The organism is Azospira inquinata (assembly GCF_018905915.1).
GTDB lineage: Bacteria > Pseudomonadota > Gammaproteobacteria > Burkholderiales > Rhodocyclaceae > Azospira > Azospira inquinata.
In genome coordinates, this window is sequence record NZ_CP064782.1 from 2,796,954 (window position 1) to 2,815,278 (window position 18,325).

At 63.2% G+C, this 18,325-nt stretch carries 12 protein-coding genes and 1 tRNA gene; 7 read left to right on the plus strand and 6 right to left on the minus strand.

Going from position 1 to position 18,325, the window contains the following annotated elements:
• Window positions 1-146 precede the first annotated feature (146 nt).
• The 4 genes from Azoinq_RS12725 (at window position 147) to Azoinq_RS12740 (ending at window position 3,541) form a co-directional block, all read left to right on the plus strand.
• On the plus strand, window positions 147-419 hold the full coding sequence (locus Azoinq_RS12725) for an HU family DNA-binding protein (RefSeq protein WP_216128526.1): 273 nt from the start codon (window positions 147-149) through the stop codon (window positions 417-419).
• A gap of 37 nt (window positions 420-456) precedes the next feature.
• Window positions 457-532 (plus strand) — tRNA-Val (locus Azoinq_RS12730).
• Between the two features lie 284 nt (window positions 533-816).
• On the plus strand, window positions 817-2,727 hold the full coding sequence (locus tag Azoinq_RS12735; RefSeq protein WP_216128524.1) for a SurA N-terminal domain-containing protein: 1,911 nt from the start codon (window positions 817-819) through the stop codon (window positions 2,725-2,727).
• Window positions 2,728-3,148: 421 nt separating this feature from the next.
• Window positions 3,149-3,541, plus strand: a complete 393-nt coding sequence (locus Azoinq_RS12740) for a hypothetical protein (RefSeq protein ID WP_216128522.1) — start codon at window positions 3,149-3,151, stop codon at window positions 3,539-3,541.
• A gap of 118 nt (window positions 3,542-3,659) precedes the next feature.
• Here the strand turns inward: Azoinq_RS12740 and Azoinq_RS12745 are convergent, their stop codons facing one another.
• A complete protein-coding gene (locus Azoinq_RS12745; protein WP_232368487.1) occupies window positions 3,660-4,142 on the minus strand; it encodes a WbuC family cupin fold metalloprotein in 483 nt (160 codons plus the stop codon).
• A gap of 298 nt (window positions 4,143-4,440) precedes the next feature.
• Between Azoinq_RS12745 and Azoinq_RS12750 the strand changes: the two genes are divergently transcribed.
• From Azoinq_RS12750 to Azoinq_RS14975, 3 genes are all read left to right on the plus strand, one after another.
• Window positions 4,441-8,082 carry an EAL domain-containing protein gene (locus tag Azoinq_RS12750; RefSeq protein ID WP_216128520.1) on the plus strand — a complete coding sequence of 1,214 codons (3,642 nt, stop codon included), beginning with the start codon at window positions 4,441-4,443 and terminating at the stop codon, window positions 8,080-8,082.
• Window positions 8,083-8,184: 102 nt separating this feature from the next.
• Window positions 8,185-8,829, plus strand: a complete 645-nt coding sequence (locus Azoinq_RS12755; protein WP_216128518.1) for an MBL fold metallo-hydrolase — start codon at window positions 8,185-8,187, stop codon at window positions 8,827-8,829.
• A 261-nt stretch (window positions 8,830-9,090) separates the two neighbouring features.
• Window positions 9,091-9,444, plus strand: coding sequence for a GIY-YIG nuclease family protein (locus Azoinq_RS14975; RefSeq protein ID WP_232368488.1), 354 nt, complete (start codon window positions 9,091-9,093; stop codon window positions 9,442-9,444).
• Window positions 9,445-9,509: 65 nt separating this feature from the next.
• Here Azoinq_RS14975 and Azoinq_RS12765 read toward each other — a convergent pair whose 3' ends face one another.
• The 5 genes from Azoinq_RS12765 to Azoinq_RS12785 form a co-directional block, all read right to left on the minus strand.
• Window positions 9,510-12,044, minus strand: coding sequence for a putative bifunctional diguanylate cyclase/phosphodiesterase (locus Azoinq_RS12765; RefSeq protein ID WP_216128514.1), 2,535 nt, complete (start codon window positions 12,042-12,044; stop codon window positions 9,510-9,512).
• A gap of 102 nt (window positions 12,045-12,146) precedes the next feature.
• Entirely contained in the window at window positions 12,147-13,349 is a 1,203-nt protein-coding gene (locus Azoinq_RS12770; RefSeq protein ID WP_216128512.1) for an EAL and HDOD domain-containing protein, read from the minus strand.
• A gap of 134 nt (window positions 13,350-13,483) precedes the next feature.
• Window positions 13,484-14,119: a molybdenum cofactor guanylyltransferase MobA gene (mobA, locus tag Azoinq_RS12775; RefSeq protein ID WP_216128510.1), complete on the minus strand. Its 636-nt coding sequence runs from the start codon at window positions 14,117-14,119 to the stop codon at window positions 13,484-13,486.
• An 83-nt stretch (window positions 14,120-14,202) separates the two neighbouring features.
• Window positions 14,203-16,962 carry a magnesium-translocating P-type ATPase gene (gene mgtA, locus Azoinq_RS12780; RefSeq protein WP_216128508.1) on the minus strand — a complete coding sequence of 920 codons (2,760 nt, stop codon included), beginning with the start codon at window positions 16,960-16,962 and terminating at the stop codon, window positions 14,203-14,205.
• 792 nt (window positions 16,963-17,754) lie between these two features.
• The gene (locus Azoinq_RS12785) at window positions 17,755-18,255 is read right to left on the minus strand and encodes a ferritin-like domain-containing protein (protein ID WP_232368489.1); all 501 of its coding nucleotides are present in this window, start codon (window positions 18,253-18,255) and stop codon (window positions 17,755-17,757) included.
• Window positions 18,256-18,325 lie beyond the last annotated feature (70 nt).

Below are 18,325 nucleotides of genomic sequence, written 5' to 3' on the forward strand. Positions count from 1 at the left end.
GATGCCGGCACTAAACCGCCGGCATCCCCTCAGGCTTTGCCTGATGTTCCGTAAGCCCTTGAAAAACCGCTTGACACCGTAAAAAACCGCTTGCTATAAAAGTGCGTACAGGATTTCCTGTATCTACTTAATGTAAGGGGGCTTACGTGAATAAATCAGAACTGATCGATCAGATTGCCAAATCTGCCGATATTTCCAAAGCTGCGGCCGGGCGTGCGCTGGATGCCACTATCACGGCGGTGAAGGGAACTCTGAAAAAAGGGGGGCTGGTGACCCTGGTGGGCTTTGGTACTTTCTATGTGGGGAAACGGGCGGCCCGTACCGGGCGTAATCCCCGTACCGGCGCTTCCATCAAGATTAAATCTGCCAAGGTGCCTAAGTTCCGGGCTGGTAAAGCGCTGAAGGATGCGGTAAACTAGCCGACTCTTTCGGAGCTGGGTAAGACCCTCCGATGCCGGGTGCTTAGCTCAGTTGGTAGAGCGTCGCCCTTACAAGGCGAATGTCGGGGGTTCGAACCCCTCAGCACCCACCAAGACACGTGGGTTAAAAAGGGGCTTGGAGCGATCCAAGCCCCTTTTTGCATTTCTGCCTAGCCATACCCGTCCCAATTGTTTCCTCCGGGAAGTTTGTACCCCTCATTCCTTGACACCCATGGGGGAAACCCCGAGAATTTTCCAGTTTTACCGGACCGCCCGGGGAAAATTTGCTGGGATTCCTCCTGCATTTCCCCTCCGGCTCGGCTTTGCCCGGTTTTTTCGGGGCCGGTTTCCCGATCACTACGCCCGAACCCGTTTCCCTCTTCCAGAATAAATCATCATGTTTGATGCCGTTCGTAACAACAAAAGAATCGTCCAGGGATTCCTGGTCCTGATTACCCTGCCCTTTGCTTTTTGGGGGGTGGATTCCTATGTGCACAACACCGGGGCGGGGAACGACATCGCCAAGGTGGGCAGTGTGAAAATCACCCAGCAGCAGTATCAGGAAGCTTGGCGGGATCAGCAGCAGCGGCTGCGCCAGATGATGGGGGCCAGTTTTGACCCCGCCATGATGGATAGTCCGGAAGCCAAACAGGCGGTGCTCAATTCCCTCATTGACCGGAGCATCCTGTTGCAGGAAGCGGGCAAGAACCGCCTCTCCGCCAGCGATAACATGCTGCGGGATATCATCGCCAAGATTCCGGCGCTGCAAGAAAACGGCCAGTTTTCCATGGCCCGCTACGAGGCGGCCTTGAAGGCCCAGGGCCTGACCCAGGCCGGGTTTGAAGCCCAGATGCGCCAGGACATCACTTTGCAGCAGCTGGCCAGCGCCATCAGCGATACGGGCATGGTTTCGTCGTCCGTGGTGGATGCCCTACTGCGCATCCAGTCGGAAGAGCGGCTGGTGTCCGAGCTGCGTATTCCGGCGGCCCAGTTTGCTGACAAGGTAAAGCCCACGGATGGGGACCTGCAAAAGTACTACGACCAGCACAAGGCGGCCTTCAAGGTGCCGGAAGAACTGCGGGCCGAATACATTCAGCTTTCCCTGGATACCCTGCTGCCCCAGATCAGCGTCAAACCTGAGGATGTGAAGTCCTGGTACGACAGCCATAAGGATCGCTTCCAGCAGCCCGAAGAACGGCGTGCCAGCCATATTGTTATAACAGCGGACGCCAAAGCCTCTCCGGCGGATAAGGCCAAAGCTAAGGCTAAAGCGGAAGCAGTGCTGAAGGAAGTTCAGCAGAACCCGGGCAAGTTTGCCGATATTGCCAAACGGGAGTCCCAGGACCCGGGTTCTGCTGCCAAAGGGGGGGATCTGGGCTTCTTTGCTAAAGGTTCCATGGTTAAGCCCTTTGAAGACGCTGTATTTTCTATGAAAGAAGGCCAACTTTCCGGTCTAGTTCAGTCTGATTATGGTTACCACATCATCAAGCTGACCGGCATCAAGGCCGGCAAGGTGGCGTCCCTGGATGAGGTGAAGGGCCAGATTGAAAACGAACTGAAGAAACAGGAAGCTTCCCGCAAGTTTGCCGAAATGGCTGAGGCCTTCAGTAACACGGTCTATGAACAGGCAGACAGCCTCAAGCCCGCAGCGGACAAGTTCAAGCTCACCGTGCAGCAAAGCGGCTGGCTCACCCGTCAGGCCAACCCGGCCAACGGGGTACTGGGCAATGGCAAGCTCCTGGGGGCCCTGTTTGGTGACGACGCGGTAAAGAACAAGCGCAACACGGATGCGGTGGAAGTGGCCCCCAATACCCTGGTGGCTGCCCGGGTGGTGGAATACAAGCCCGCCTCCATGAAGACCTTCGAGTCCGTCAAGCCCCAGCTGCTGCAAGTGGTGAAAGCCCAGCAAATGGCCGATCTGGCGAAAAAGGCTGGGGAAGCCCAGCTGGCGGCCCTGGAAAAGGGGGAAGGGGCCAAGTCCGGCACCTGGACGCCAGCCCGGGCCATTTCCCGCCTGAACGGCAGCCAAATGGTGCCGCCCCCGGCGCTCCAGGCCATTTTCAAGGCCAAGGTGGCCAAGTTGCCCGCCTACGCTGGCGCCACTTTCCCCAACGGGGTGGGCTACGTGATCTATCGCATCGAAAAGGTTTCTCAGCCGGAAAAGCTGGACGAAACCAAGCGCCAGCAGCTGCATCAGGAATACGCCAATCTTTCTTCCCAGGAAGACTTCGGTGCCTACCTGTCCGCCCTGCGCAGCCGCTACAAGGTGGTGATCAACAAGTCCGCTCTGGACAACGCCAATCGGTGAGCTTCTTCCACCGAGGCCCGAAAAACCCTGCTGCGGCAGGGTTTTTTTATGGCCGGAAGGGGCGTTTTGAGGGGAATTGGGTATGACTTTGGCTAGATGAAATTCTCTTGCGACAGATCAAAATGGCGGAGCTTGGCTCCCGGTAAGGTGTTCCCCGAATTTCCCCGGTCGGGTAGATAAAAGGTGAATGGTGCGTTGCACAAAATCAGCCCGGCTTGTAGTACACTGATCCTCGCCACAATACTGTGGCGTATGGTCTTAGTGCTTCAGTTTGCAGCCTTAATTGCCTTTTGTTGCTTGGATTTAAGGCATGACAAAAGACGGTCCATGTAACCGTCGCCCGCTTTGGCGGGACCCGGCGCCGGATGGCCGGGTGTAGGGTGGAGACGTTGGGTTTGCGTCAAAACTAAGGAGTTTTACCATGCAAGCGTTTCGTTTTCCCAACGGCAGGGTCTTGCCGGTCGATGACAACCATCGCATTTCCACGGTGGTGGAGGTGGAACTGGCGGATTTGTTTGCCCAGTCCGCGCCCCAGGTGCGGGATTTGCTCGCCCAGCGGGCCACCGGTTCGGCCCTGGTGGAAGATGTGGAGTATCGGATTCTCTATGGCCAAGGCGGGGAGCTAGGCTTCCTGGTGGGGGGCAATGTGGCTTCCCTGGCCAAATCCGGGGTGCTCAAGCCGGTCAGCGTGCGGGTCAAGGTGGATTGCGCGACCGTGGGCGGCGTGGAAGAAGGGCTGACCAGCAAGCACGGGGAAGCCACCATGCACCAGCACATGGAGCATCTGGAAGACTTTTACGGCGACATGCTGTAACCGTCACCGGACGAAAAAACGGGGGAAAGCCTTCCCCCGGGATGAGGCGGCGTTTTCCCCAAACGCCGCTTTTTTTGTGCCCGGGTGTTAGGCCCGGGCAAGGGGGCGGCAAGCTGGCTTAAGCCCCCGGATAGCGGTCCCCCAGGGTCGCCTGGCCGTACCAGGCCTGAATGGCGGCCCGGGCTTCCGGAGCGGCTTCTGCTGCTGGGGACCAGGAAGCGTAGTCCGCTTCCGTGAGGGGGCGGTAGGGCCCGTGCTTGACCTCGAAAATAATGCAGCCCGGGTCCAGGGCAATGACTGCATGCCAGGCCCCTGCTTCGTTTTCCACCAGGGCGCAGTCCGTCCCCAGCACGGTGCGGCGCTGCACCGTACCCTGGGCGTCGAAATGGAGCACCAGAAAGCGTCCCCGCAGGGGCAGGAGCAATTCCCAGGTATGGGGGTGCCGGTGGGGGCGCACGTAGGTCCCCGGCTCCATGGCAATGGCTAGGCGCTGAATGGGGTCGTCCAAGGCATCGTGCACGTTCAGGTTGGCCCGCAGGCGGGGGGAAAGCATGGCCTGGTGGGTTAAAGCATCCAATTGTTCCGGATTGAAGGTTTTCAAGGCAAAGACTCCAAAAGAACGGCAAAAAATGAGCTTTCCATTATCTCCCGGGCTGGGGAATGGGGCCAAAGGGAAATATTTTTTTGTTTTTTTTCGGAGAGCCAGGCGTTAGTTGGGGCCAGGAAAAGGGGGAAATTTCCTTGGCATGAAAAAAATCTCACTGATTTATCAGGAAAATTAGTGATCTTTTTGCAAATTTAGGCATTTTGTCCCCTGTTTCACCCCCGCTATGGGCGAAAATGGCCCCGCTGATTAAAATTCACGCTTTACGCCCACTACCCACGAATCGCCATTTTTTATGTCCGAGCGCCTACTTTCTGACTTGATGACCTGGAACATTGTGGAGGTCGGTCTGGGGGCAACCCTGGCCCAGGCCGTGGAAGTAATGGCCTCGGCCCGCATCAGTTCCCTGGTGGTTATGGCCCAGGGCCGGGCGGCGGGGATTATTACGGAGCGGGACATTCTCCGGGCCCTGGGGGGAGCCGTGGCGCCGGACACCCCGGTGCGTCAGGTCATGAGCAGTCCGGTGGTTTCCCTGGACCAGGACACCCCCCTCCATGAGGCCTACCACGTCCTGGTGGAGCGGGGGGTACGCCACCTGCTGGTGACCGATCAGGCCGGGCAGGCCGTGGGCATTGTCTCCAACAGCGATTTCCGTTTCAGTCTGGGCCTGGATTTTTTCCGCCGCCTGCGGGACAACGTGCGGGCGGTGATGCAGGATCGGGTGCCGGTGCTGGCCTTTTCCGATTCCCTGCAACAGGCCCTGAACGCCATGGAGAAGCAGCATGCCTCCTGCGTCATCGCCCTGTCCGACCAGGTGCCCCAGGGCATTCTCACGGAGCGGGATGCGGTGCGCCTCTACCACCAGGGGGAGGTTTCCCTCCAGTTGCCCCTGTCCCAGGTCATGACCCGTTCCCTGGCCACCATCACCCAGGATGTGCCCCTCCATGAGGCGGTGGAACGGATGCACCAGGAGCGGGTGCGCCATCTGGTGGTGGTGGATGGGTCCGGACGCTTCCAGGGAGTGGTGTCGGAACAGGATGTGGTAGCCCAGCTGGAAAGCGAATACCTGGAGCGCACCCTGGCGGACGGTCGGGCGGCCTGGGGTCGCCTGCGGGTGGTGGAAGCCCAGCTCCATTCGGTTTTCCACCAGGCTAGCGAATACATGGGCATCCTGGCCCTGGACGGCACCCTGGAAAGCGCCAACGAAGCTGCCCTATCCCTGCTGGGGGTGCCCCAGGAGTCGGTGGTGGGGGCCCCCTTCTGGCAGACCCCCTGGTGGTCCCACTCTAAGGAGCAGCAGGCCCTGGTGCGCCTGGCCTTCCAGGCCGTCATTCAGGGGGAAAGCCGCAGCCTGGAAGCTACCCATCAGGATAAGGACGGTCAGCTTCACACGGTGGATTTTCACCTCAAGCCCATGCATAACGACCAGGGGCTGGTGACCCAGGTGCTGGCGGAAGGGCGGGACATTACGGCCCGCAAGCGCCAGGAGGAGAAGCTGCGCCAGCTGCAACGGGCCGTGGATCAAAGCCCGGTGGCCATTCTGGTGGCCACGGCGGCCTGGGAAGTGGAATACGTGAACCGGGCCTTCGAGGTACTCACCGGCTACAGCTTTGCCGACATGCTGCGGGTTACCCCCAACCGGCTCTGGTCCGGCAAGGATTTCCCCTTCGCTCCGGAAGATGTGCGGCGTCAGGTGGATGGGGGCAAGGAATGGGAAGGGGAGGTGCCCTGCCTGCGCCAGGATGGCCGCACGGTCTGGACCCGACTGCGGGTCTTCCCGGTGCAGGATGACAGCGGCCGGGTGACCCACCATCTCTCCATGCGGGAGGATATTTCCGAACGCAAACAGGCGGAGGAAGCCCGGCGGCTGGCGGCCAGCGTCTTTCACCATAGCCACGACGCCATCATCATTTCCGACCCCAAGGGGCTCATTCTGGACGTTAACCAGGCTTTCACCGAGCAGACCGGCTACAGCCGGGAAGAGGCTCTGGGTCAGCCAGCCAGCATGCTTAATTCCGGGCACCATGAGGCCCGCTTTTTCCGGGAACTGTTTGCCACCGTTGGCCGCCAGGGCTTCTGGCAGGGGGAGGTGTGGAACCGCTGCAAATCCGGCTCCCTCACCGTGGTGCTCATGTGCATCAGCGCCGTGCATAACGAGGCCGGGGTACTGACCCATTATGTGGGGGTGTTTTCCGACATTACCCAGAAAAAGATGAACGAGCAGCAGCTGGAGCGCTTGGCCCACTTTGATCCCCTCACCGGCTTGCCCAATCGGACCCTGATGGGGGACCGGCTGCATCTGGCCCTGGCCCAGGCCAGCCGGCGGGATACCCTGCTGGCCGTGTGCTACCTGGATCTGGACGGCTTCAAGGCCATTAACGACACCTGGGGCCACCCGGTGGGGGACCGGCTCCTGGTGGATGTGGCGGAGCGCCTGCAACGCTCCCTGCGGGCCGGGGACACGGCGGCCCGCCTGGGGGGGGACGAATTCATTCTCCTGCTCAACGACCTCTCCTCCCTGGCCGAGCTGGAGCATCTGTTGCAGCGCATTCTGGATTTTCTCTCCCGTCCCTTCCAGGTGGGGGAACGGCCCCTGACCATTTCCGCCAGCATGGGGGTGACCCTTTTTCCCCGGGACGAGGGGGATGCGGATACCCTGATCCGCCATGCGGACCAGGCCATGTACCAGGCCAAGCAGCGGGGCCGCAACCGCTACCAGCTCTTTGATACGGAACAGGACGCCCGGGCCCGGGCCCTGCGCCAGGCCATGGCCGAAGCCCGGCGGGCCCTGGAGCGGAACGAATTCGTCCTCTACTACCAGCCCCAGGTCAATCTCTGCTCCGGCCTGGTGGTGGGTTATGAAGCCCTGATCCGCTGGCATCACCCGGAGCGGGGCCTGGTCATGCCCGGGGATTTTCTCCCGGCCCTGGAACACACGGATCTGATCGTGGAGATTGGTGACTGGGTGCTGCGCCAGGCCTTAGCCCAGCTGCGGGAATGGGCTGCCCTGGGCTGGGATTATCCGGTGAGCGTCAATGTGGCGGCCCGGGATTTGCAACGGGGGGATTTCTTCTCCCGCCTGCAACAGGCCCTGGCCGACTATCCGGACATTTCCCCCGCCCTGCTGGAACTGGAAATCCTGGAAACCGCAGCCCTGGACGACCTTTCCCAGGTTAATGAAGTCATCCGGGCCTGCCAGGAGCTGGGGGTGAGTTTTGCCCTGGACGATTTCGGTACCGGCTATTCCTCCCTTTCTTATTTCAAGGCCCTGCCAGCCCAGACCTTGAAAATCGACCAGACCTTTGTGCGGGACATGCTCAGCGACCCGGAGGCCCTGGCCATTGTGGAAGGGGTGGTGGGCCTGACCACCGCCTTCCGCCGCAAGGTGGTGGCGGAAGGGGTGGAAACCCCGGAGCACGGGGCCATGCTGCTGCGCTTAGGCTGCGTTTTCGCCCAGGGCTATGCCATTGCCCGGCCCATGCCCGGGGGGGAGGTGCCCGCCTGGCTGCAAAGCTACGAGCCGGACCCGGCTTGGGAAACGGTGGCGGCCCAGCAGTGGCTGCGGGAGGACTTCCCCCTCATCGCCGCCGAGGTGGATCACCGGCGCTGGCTGTTGCAAACCCTGGAGGATTTGCAGAGTCCCCTTCCCCGTCCCCCGGTGGGCAACCAGAATTGTCGCTTCGGCCAATGGCTGCGCAGCCACGGCCGCAGCCATTACCAGAGCCTGCCCGGCTTTCCCGCCCTGGATGAGTGCCATCGCCTTATCCACGACCAGGCGGAGCGCTGCTTTGCCCTGCGGCAAGCGGGCGACGGCGCTGCCTTCCATGCCTCCCTGGCGTGTCTGGATGAGGGGGCCCAGGCCCTGGTCACCGCCCTGCGCGCGTTGCAGCAGGAGGTGGTGGCGGGACGCCAGGGCGGGCAGCGCAGCACGGCCTGAAGCTTCCTGCCACTGGGCCGGGGGGCTCCGGGTTACACTGGGGCCCTTTCTCTCACCCCTAGTTAACGGGGCGGCTCTGGCCGACCCGATGGATTACCAACCATGCAGATACGCATCCTGCCCGTCACCCCCTTTGAACAGAACTGCACCCTGCTGTGGGATGAAGAGAGCGGCATCGGGGCGGTGGTGGACCCGGGGGGCGATGTGCCCCGTATTCTGGCGGCCATCCAGGAGGAAGGCCTGCACATTGAAAAAATCCTCGTCACCCACGGCCATATCGACCATGCGGGGGGCGTGGCGGATCTGGCGGAAGCCCTCCAGGTGCCCGTGGAAGGGCCCCAGGAGGAAGATCGTTTCTGGCTGGAAGGCATGCCCTTGCAGGCGGAGCGCTTTGGCTTTCCCCCGGTACGCAGCTTCACCCCGGACCGCTGGTTGGCCCAGGGGGATCAGGTCCAGGTGGGGCCCCTGACCCTGGAGGTGCTCCACTGCCCGGGCCACACTCCGGGCCATGTGGTGTTTTTCCACCGGCCTTCCGCCCTGGCCCTGGTGGGGGACGTGCTGTTTGCCGGTTCCATCGGGCGCACGGATTTTCCCCGGGGTGACCTGAATACCCTGATCCACTCGATTCGGGATCGTCTCTTTCCCCTGGGGGATGAAGTGCGCTTCATCCCTGGTCACGGCCCAATGTCTACCCTCGGGGAGGAACGGCGCTACAACCCCTATGTGGGGGATGGGGCGGTGGTTTAAACCATGGGGCCGGGGAAGACTGGCGAGGATAGGGGGCTCCCGGTTCGGGAGGTCTCTGGCAAGGCCCTCCCCATTCCCGCCGGAACATCTGCCGGGGGCCGGGGCGGGCGGGAAGCCCCCACGGCAGCAGACCCGGTGCCTGCCGGGCTACCGGGTCACCGTCCGCCTCCTTTTTCTGATTGGCCGGTCGCCTGGCGCACCCTGGGGGAGGCGGCTTTCTGGCAGGAGGCGGGGGCCAGCCCGGAACCCGGTCCCGGGTCCGTGACCTATCAACTGTGGATTCGGGTATCCCAGCCCCTAAGCTTTGCCGCCGGGGCTTTAGGGCTACGCTCCTTGGCCCCTGGGGACTATTGCTACACCGGGTCGGCCCGGCGCAACTTGGCGGCCCGTTTGGCCCGCCATCTGGCCCGGGAAAAGCGCCTGCATTGGCATGTGGATTATCTCCTGGGCCAGCCCGGGGTGGCCGTGGTGGCCACCCGCTGTTTTACCGCTCCCGAATGCGCCGTCAATCAAGCCACTTCCGGGACCGTGCCCTGGCCCGGTTTCGGGGCCACGGATTGCCGCCGGGGCTGTGGCAGTCACCTTAAATATCTGGCTTGCCCGGACCCATCCTGAAGGACGCCCCCTGGCGCTGGGTTGCCCCTGACCCGCCCCTGGCCGGGGCTGGTCCGGTACCGGTTTCAGCCGGGCAGATGCTGCTGGTTGGTGGTTTCCAGCAGGCGGAGAAAATCTTCCGGGGGCAGGGCCGGGCTGAACAGGTAGCCCTGGATTTCATCGCAGCCCGCGTGGCGCAGGAAGGCCAGCTGTTCCGGACTTTCCACCCCTTCCGCAATGACCGTCAGACGCAGGTTTTTGGCCATGCTGATAATGGCCCGGGCAATGGCCGTGTCGTTGGGATCGGCGGGAATGCCCCGGACAAAGGACTGGTCGATTTTCAGGTTGTCGATGGGGAAACGCTTCAGGTAGGAGAGGGAGGAATAGCCGGTACCGAAATCGTCCAGGGCCAGGCGCACGCCGATTTTCTGGAAGTGGTGCATGAGTTCCAGGGTGGCCTCCGAGTGATGCATGAGCATGCCCTCGGTGATTTCGATTTCCAGGTGCCGGCCATCCAGGCCGTGGGCCCGGAGCTGCTCGGCAATGAAGGGGGGCAGATCGGGGCGGAATTGGCGGGGGGACACATTGACCGCGATGGTCAGATCGTCGTGGCCCTTGGCCCGCCAAGCCTGGCTTTGGGCGCAGGCGGCGCGGATCACCCATTCCCCGAGGCGGGAAATGAGCCCGGTTTCCTCCGCCAGGGGAATGAATTCCGCCGGAGACACCAGCCCCTGTTCCGGATGCTGCCAGCGGATCAGGGCTTCCGCCCCCACAATGCGGCCGCTGGCGATATCCACCTGGGGCTGGTAGTAGAGCTGGAACTGCTGCTTTTCCAGGGCCTGACGTAGGCTGTTTTCCAGCTTCAGGCGCTCGAAGGAGCGCAGATTCATTTCCTGGGAATAAAAGAGCTGGCCGCCACCGCTTTGCTTGGCCCGGTACATGGCCGTATCCGCATTGCGGATGAGGGATTCCGCATCCCGCCCGTCTTCCGGGAAAATGGCGATGCCGATGCTGGCCCGCAGGGAGATTTCATTGCGTTCCAGGGTGAAGGGGGCGTCCAGGGCATGGAGCAGCTTCTGGGCCACCACCAGGGCGTCTTCCCGGCGCACGATGTCGAACAGGGCGATGACGAATTCGTCTCCCCCCAGGCGGGCCACCATGTCCTCGTCCCGCAGGGCGGAAGACAGGCGGCGGCCCACTTCCTTCAGCAGGGAGTCGGCCAAGCTGTGGCCGAAGGAATCGTTAATGGCTTTGAACCGGTCCAGGTCGAGGAAAAGGACGGCGCCGAATTCCTTACGCCGGTGGGCCTCCGCCAGGGACTGTTCGAGCAGGGAATAGAGCAGGGCCCGGTTGGGCAGGCCGGTGAGAGCGTCGTAATAGGCCAGACGGTGGATTTGCCGCTCCGCCTCCTTGCGCTCCGAAATGTCGGAAAAGACCAGGAAATAGTGGCTCAATTCTCCCTGGCCATTGTCCACGGCGCTGATGGACACCCAGGCCGGATAGGTCTCCCCGTTGGCCCGCTGGTCCCGCAATTCCCCGTGCCAGCAGCCTTCCGCTGCCAGGGCCCGGGCGATTTCCCCGACGCTTTCCGGGTCTTCCTCCGCCAGCCGCCAGGGGCCGGGAATCTGGCCCCGGACCTGATCTTCCGTGAAACCGGTGATGCGGGTGAAGGCCCGGTTGGCGGAGAGCACCCGGTGTTCCCGGTCCGTGACCAGCACCGCCTCGCTGTTTTGTTCAAAAATCTTGGCCTGGAGCCGGAGTTTTTCTTCCGCCGCCAGCTGATCCGTAATATCCACCAGATAGCCGATCAGGCCCACCGGGGTGCCGCTTTCGTCCCGGGACAGGGAAAGGGTGATGCTGGCCCAGAATATTTCCCCGGACTTCTTGCGCCGCCGCACCTCAAAGGAGCGGCTGCCGTTTTCCATGAAGGCGTTGTAGAACAGGTCGTCCTCCGCCTCCAGGGTTTTGGTTTCCTCATCCGCGTAGAGGAAGAGGATGTGCCGCCCCACCGCTTCTTCCCCGGTGTAGCCGAACAGGCTTTCCGCTCCCCGGTTCCAGCTGGTGATATAGCCCGCCAGATCCATGGTGATGACCGAATCGTGGATGCGGTCCAGGATTTCCTGCTGCTGGCGCATTTTGCGGGCCGCATTGGTCAGGTCCCCCTGGCGCTGGCGCAGGGTTTCCCGCACGTGCAGGCTGCCTGCCAGAAGGGCGGCCAGATCGCCAAAGCGGCGCTGATCGAAGTCCGAATAGCCCCCGGGTTTGCCCGCCACCGCCAGGATGCCCAGAAGCCGGTCCTGGTAGCGTAGAGGCGCCACCAGATGGTCCGCCGCCAGCAGGGGGGTGGGCCGTTGGCGCACCTCGGTGAGCCGGGCGGCCCACCATTCCCGCCGTTCCGGGGCTAAATCCGCCAGGGGATGGTCCAGGGCCGGGTCGCCACTGAAGGCCAGGAGAAAACCCTCCTGGCTGGCCAGGGTGGAACGGCAGAGTTGGTTGATCCGGGCCAGGGGCAGGGGGGTGTCCCCCAGTAGCAGGGCGTGGCAGAGCTGGGTGGCCAGTTCAAAATCCGTTGCCCCCCCTTCCCAGGGAGGGGCCAGGACTTGATCGCGTTCGGGGGCCATGGGTGGGTGAATGTCAGGACAGGGGAAAAAGGGCCCGTCCCGGACCCTGGCATGGAGCGGCGGGGCGGGGGAGGGAGGAGGGAGAACGGGACATGGAGCGGCTTAGGCCAAGGCTACCTGCCCGGCCCAGGCCAAGGCATCGATTTGCAGGGCGCCGAAGACCGTGGGGGAAATGCCTTCCGTTTCCAGCAGGGGTACGGCCAGGGCGAATTCTCCCCGGTCCCCATGTTCCAGAATGGCGAGCAGATGGCCCAGCTGGCCGGCGTGGGCGGCCAGGGCGCCCTGGACCTCGTCGGTGAGGGGCAGGGCGGCGAGAATGTCGCTCATGGATAGGTGCAGGAGAATGTTGAGCAGGGAGAAGGCCCCCACCATGTAGGCGCAGTCCCGGAAATCCCGGTCCTCCGCCTTATCCGGGGCGGCAGCCATGGCCAGCCGCTCCATCAGGGCGCCCCGCAGGGCGGCCTGTTGCATGAGGGGGTTGGGCTGTTGCTCTTCGCTGAACTGGTGGGCGTAGATGAGCAGTTGCAGCCAGCGTTGCAGCTGGCGCCGGCCCAGGAGGGTGATGGCCTGGCCGAAGCTGGAAATGCGGGTGGTTACCCCCAGGGAAACGGAATTCACCAGACGCAGCAGGTTGTAGGAAAGCTTGGCTTCCTGCTTGAACAGTTCTTCCAGTTCCCGGGTATCCGCGTCCTGGACGATGAGGGAGAGAATTTTCAGGAGCCGCAGCTTGGCCGGGTCCGGCACCGTGCCGTCCACCTCGTCCGGACGGAAGAGAAATTCGTTGCTGACCAGGTTGAAGCCCCGGGCACCGCACCAGGCCAGCAGATCGTTGTTGCGCACCTGACGGGCCACCAGCACCAGCCCCGCTTCCTTGGCCCGGGCCAGTTCCAGGGGGGAGACCTGGTCACGGGCCTGGCGGGCGTCCAGCACGGCCCAGTCCGCCTTGCGCTGGATCAGGTGATTCAGGGTGGCGTTGCTGTCCGCCTGGGCGGCGATACGGAAACCCGGATGGCGGAGAAAGCTCAGATCCTGGTCCAGATCCCCGTCCGGCAGGGTGAGGATGAGCTGTTCCACCGGCAGTTGGGTGGCGATGGAATTGCGGGCGTAGATTTCCCGATCCCCGGGCATCAGCCAGGGCAGGGTGAGGGGGTGGGGCAGGCTGCGATTGTGTTGGGCCAGGTGGGTGATGCCCGTGGCGGCCAGTTCCCCATCGGGGAAATCTTCAGGAAAAAGCGCCAGGTCCACGCCGGCCCAGGCCAGATTCACGTTCAGCAAAGGACGCAGAAAAGGGTAGGGAACGATCATGGCCGTAAGTTCTAATACTAAGAGCTAGGATTGTAGCCGTTTCCCGGACGGGTGCCAGCCTTTATGCTTATGCTGGGCCAATTTCCGGGGCCCGGGGGCCTGATGGCGGGCTTCCTGGCTATGCCGTTAGGCTTTTACTGCCCCTTGCCCAGGTCCGCAGCCGCCAGGTCCGCCGGGGTATTCAGATTGCGGAAATTCTCCGGGTCGGGAAATTCCACCCAGCGGGTAGCCCGGCTGGCCAGCCAGGCCAACACCCGCTGGCCCCCCCCATCCAGATAGGCCCCCAGGGGGGCGGCCAGGGTGGTGGAGCAGAGGCAGCAGAGGGGATGCTCCCGGCCGCCGCTGCGGACCGCCGCCACCTCTCCCGGGTTTTCCGCCAAGGCCTGGGCCAGACGGGCCACCAGATCCGGAGGCAGAAAGGGGGTGTCGCAGGGGGCGGCGGCCACCCAGGGGTAGGGGGAGCGGCCCAGGGCTTCCAGCAGTCCGGCCAGGGGGCCGGGATAATCCGGGCGCTGGTCGCCAAAAACCGGGTAGCCCCAGGCCCCGTAGATGTCCGGATGCCGGTTGGCGTTGATGGCCAGGGCGCTGACCTGAGGCGCCAGGGTTAGGGCCACCCGCCGGGCCAGGGGCACACCCCCCAGACATTGGAGTCCCTTGTCCGCCCCGCCGTAACGACGCCCCAGGCCTCCGGCCAGGACCACGCCCCAGATCGGTTGGTTTAGGGGGGCAGGGGGAAAGGGGGGAGCTGGCGGGGAAGCGGGGGCGGTCATGGGGCTAGTAGGCCTGAAGCGGCTGCCCTTGGCAAGCCGCCACCCCGCGCCTGGGGGGAGCGGGGCGGCGGGACGCTATGGGTTTATTGCCAGCCGTAGCGGCGGCTGTAGAAGCCTTTCATCCACTGGGTGAGGCCCATATAGCCCAGCAAAATGGCGGCCAGGGCGCCGAAGTAGGCCAGGGGCAGGGCTTCCAGCTTGAAGTAGTGGGCATAGGGGCCCATGACCATGACAATGCCCAGGATCATGATGGCCAGGGTGGCCAACAGCAGGGGCCAGCCCGCCCGGCTTTGCAGGAAGGGAATGCGCCGGGTGCGGATCATGTGCACGATCAGGGTTTGGGAGAGGAGGCCTTCCACGAACCAGCCGGATTGGAACAGGCTTTGGTGTTCCGGCCCGTTGGCGCCGAAGGCGAACCACATGAGGGCAAAGGTGAGAATGTCGAACACCGAGCTCACCGGCCCGAAAAAGGCCATGAAGCGGCCCAGGTCCGTGGGGTTCCAGTGCTGGGGCCGGGCCACCTGTTCCGGGTCCACATTGTCGAAGGGAATGGCCACCTGGGAGAAGTCATAGAGCAGGTTCTGCACCAGGAGCTGGAGGGGCAGCATGGGCAGGAAGGGCAGGAAGGCGCTGGCCACCAGGACGGAAAAGACGTTGCCGAAGTTGGAACTGGCGGTCATCTTGATGTACTTGAGCATATTGGCGAAGGTCTTGCGCCCTTCCACCACCCCTTCTTCCAGGACCATCAGGCTCTTTTCCAGGAGAATGATGTCCGCCGCTTCCTTGGCGATATCCACCGCCGTATCCACGGAAATGCCGATGTCCGCCGCCCGCAGGGCCGGGGCGTCGTTGATGCCGTCTCCCATGAAGCCCACCACGTGGCCCCGTTGGCGCAGGGCCCGGACAATGCGTTCCTTGTGGGCCGGGGTGAGTTTGGCGAAAACATTGGCTTGCTCCGCCCGCAGGCCCAGGGCCTGGTCATCCAGGTCTTCCACTTCGGCCCCCAGGAGAATGCCGGTAATGGGCATATCCACTTCCCGGCAGATTTTGCTGGTGACCAGCTCGTTGTCCCCGGTGAGCACCTTGACCGCTACCCCGTGGTCGTTCAGGGCGGTGATGGCAGGGGCGGTGGTTTCCTTGGGGGGGTCCAGGAAGGCGATGTATCCCAGGAGTTCCAGCTCCTTTTCATCCGCCACCCCGTAGGTGTCCTGGGTGGGGGGCAGTTCTCGACCGGCCACGGCCACCACCCGCAGGCCGTCCTCGTTCAGGTCGGCGGTGACGGCCCGGAGCTGGGCCAGGAGTTCCGGGGTCAGGGTTTCCGTTTCCTCCCCGTGGCGCACCCGGCTGCAAACGGAAAGAATTTCCTCCACCGCCCCCTTGCAGATGAGCAGATGGTGTTCATCGTGTTCCGCCACCACCACGGACATGCGGCGCCGGGAGAAATCGAAGGGGATTTCATCCACCTTGCGGTAGGTGCCGGAAACGTTCAATTCCCGATGCACTTCCACATGGTCCAGCACCGCCACGTCCAGGAGGTTTTTCAGGCCGGTTTGGTAATAGCTGTTCAGGTAGGCGTATTCCAGCACCGCGTCCGATTCCTGGCCGAAGGCGTCCGTATGGCGCTCCAGGAAAATGTGGTCCTGGGTCAGGGTGCCGGTTTTATCCGTGCAGAGAATGTCCATGGCGCCAAAGTTCTGGATGGCGTCCAGGCGTTTGACGATGACCTTTTTCCGGGACAGGAGCACCGCCCCCTTGGCCAGGGTGGAGGTGACGATCATGGGTAGCATTTCCGGGGTCAGGCCCACGGCGATGGACAGGGAGAAGAGGAAGGCTTCCAGCCAGTCTCCCTTGGTGAATCCGTTAATGAGCAGCACCAGGGGGGTCATCACCAGCATGAAGCGCACCAGCAGCCAGCTCACCTTGTTCACCCCGGCCTGGAAGGCGGTCACCGTGTGATCCTGGGCCGTGACCCGCTCCGCCAGGGCGCCGAAATAGGTCCGGTTGCCGGTGGTGATGACCACCGCCAGGGCGGAGCCGCTCACCACGTTGGTACCCATGAAGAGAATATTGTCCAGTTCCACCGGGTTGGTGCTGGCCCGCTTGGCCTCGGCGAATTTTTCCACCGGCAGGGATTCCCCGGTCATGGCCGCCTGGCTGACGAACAAATCCTTGGCGGAGAGCACCCGCAGGTCCGCCGGGATCATGTCCCCGGCGGAGAGGAGCACCACGTCCCCGGGCACCAGTTCCCGGATCGGCAATTCCCGGCGATGGGCGGGTTTGGCCTGGAGATGGACGCCGTAATACTGGTTGAAGAGGGGAGCGGCCTCTTCCGACAAATCCCGGCGCAGCACCGTGGCCGTGTTGCTGACCATTTCCTTGAGCTTGTCCGCCGCCTTGTTGGAGCGGAATTCCTGGATGAAGCGGATGACCACGGAAAGGCTCACCATGAGGGAAATGACCACGGTGGCCTTCATGTCCTCTGTGTAATAGGAAATGGCGGCCAGCAGGGTGAGCAGGAGATTGAAGGGGTTCTGGTAGCAGTGCCAGAGATGGCGCCACCAGGGCAGGGGCTTTTCTTGCTGGACCGCGTTGGGGCCGAACCGATCCCGCAGGGCTTCCGCCTGCACATCGGTGAGCCCGTCCATGGCCGTGTGCAGGTCGGCCAGCAGGCCTTCCACCGATTCCTGGGACGCCCACACCAGGGTCTGGGCCAGGGAAGGGGGCACTTCCTTGGAAACGGTGGGGCTGCGGAAAGCGTCAAAAATGGTTAGGCGGCGGAAATGGCGGCCCAGGTTAGGGCTGCGCAGTACGCCTGCCAGTTGCTTGAGAATCTGGATCTGCATGGGAGTCTCCCGTTTTTTCCCTGCGTCAGGCGCCCAAGGGGCCCGGGGCCATTATGGCGGCCCGGGCCGGTCATCTGCCTGACGCTCACACGCGGCGCCGGGTCCGACCGTTGCCTGTGGGGCACAAGGGGTCGGGCAAAGGGCCGCAGCCTAGCGGTCAATTGCTACGATTGGATGAATCGGGGAAAACGGAAGGTCGATCCGCGAGAACCGTGGATCGGGGATGCCGTTTTCCGCCTCCCGGCGGAAAACGGACGGTCCTGCGTGTCAGTTCGCCGGGCAAGGTCCGGCCTGAGGCCGGCTGCTACTCGGATAAGAATCACTGTCCACGAAGGACGCTCCTGGGTAATGAAACGGGGCGCAAGATAGCCCCTCGGCGGTGGAAAGTAAAAGCTTTTTTTGTGTCAGTTTGTTTCCTTTCCGCCCCTCGCCGGCGGGGCGGCGGGATGCTCCCCTGGGGAGGCGGTTTCGGGGATGGGAAAATCAGGGCTGGAGGTGTACCGGCGGGTTTTAGGACGGGGCCTAACCGGAGGGGACCGGTGAAAGGGCTTGGGTCGGGGTGCTGGGCGGAAGGGACGGGCCGATGGGGGCGAGGCAGAAGCTCGAGAGAATGCCGCCCGAGGTATGGCCGGGAGCGAAGCTAAAGGAGGTGTAGTGGCCAGGGAAAGGGGGCAGGGGGGCGTTGGGTGGGGTGGCCGATCTCCCGTCCGGGGTTACTTCCTGGCGTTGTCAGCCCGGAGGCCGGGCTATCCCTCCCGCGTCCCGAGCCGGAGCGTTTTCCTTATCCGCCGCTTAGCCCAGCAGCCGGGCTAGCTTTTCTTCCAGCAGGCGCACGTGTTCCGCTTCTTCCGCGGCGAATTCTTCGGCCCAGGCCCGAATCTTGGCGTTGTCCGTGGTTTGGGCGATCTGGGCGTAGAAGCGTTGGCCCCGGTTTTCGCTTTCCAGGGCCAGATCCAGGGCCGCGTCTACTCCCATGAGGCCGTCCACCCCGTGCCAGCCCACCCGTTCCGGGCTGGCCCCGTCGGGCCATTCCCATTCCATGGGGCCCAGTTCCGGCAGGGGGCGGGCCCCCACCCGGGCCCGGGCCTGGGCCAGGTGACGCCGGGAGAATTCGGCCATGCGCCGAAAAAATTCCGCCGCATCCGGATTGCCCAGGGTGTCCATGGCATCCGCCAGTTCGCTGAAACCGGCGGCGGCTTCCTCTTCCAGGCGCACGGCGTGGGCGAGAAAAATGAAAGGATCGTGAAGGACTTTATTGAGGGTCTGGGGCATGGTGTTTTCCATGAATGCCATGGGCAGGCGCCGGTCCGGGAAAAGGGACCGGCGCCTGCCGTTTTGTCTGAAGGGGTGGGGCGTTCCAGGG

Excerpts from the sequence above, each read along its gene's own strand:
- mobA (WP_216128510.1), bottom strand. The coding sequence starts at position 14,119 with ATGACCGCCCCCGCTTCCCCGCCAGCTCCCCCCTTTCCCCCTGCCCCC.
- Azoinq_RS12785 (WP_232368489.1), bottom strand. The coding sequence starts at position 18,255 with ATGGCATTCATGGAAAACACCATGCCCCAGACCCTCAATAAAGTCCTT.
- Azoinq_RS12740 (WP_216128522.1), top strand. The coding sequence starts at position 3,149 with ATGCAAGCGTTTCGTTTTCCCAACGGCAGGGTCTTGCCGGTCGATGAC.
- Azoinq_RS12735 (WP_216128524.1), top strand. The coding sequence starts at position 817 with ATGTTTGATGCCGTTCGTAACAACAAAAGAATCGTCCAGGGATTCCTG.
- mgtA (WP_216128508.1), bottom strand. The coding sequence starts at position 16,962 with ATGCAGATCCAGATTCTCAAGCAACTGGCAGGCGTACTGCGCAGCCCT.
- Azoinq_RS12755 (WP_216128518.1), top strand. The coding sequence starts at position 8,185 with ATGCAGATACGCATCCTGCCCGTCACCCCCTTTGAACAGAACTGCACC.
- Azoinq_RS12770 (WP_216128512.1), bottom strand. The coding sequence starts at position 13,349 with ATGATCGTTCCCTACCCTTTTCTGCGTCCTTTGCTGAACGTGAATCTG.
- Azoinq_RS12765 (WP_216128514.1), bottom strand. The coding sequence starts at position 12,044 with ATGGCCCCCGAACGCGATCAAGTCCTGGCCCCTCCCTGGGAAGGGGGG.
- Azoinq_RS12750 (WP_216128520.1), top strand. The coding sequence starts at position 4,441 with ATGTCCGAGCGCCTACTTTCTGACTTGATGACCTGGAACATTGTGGAG.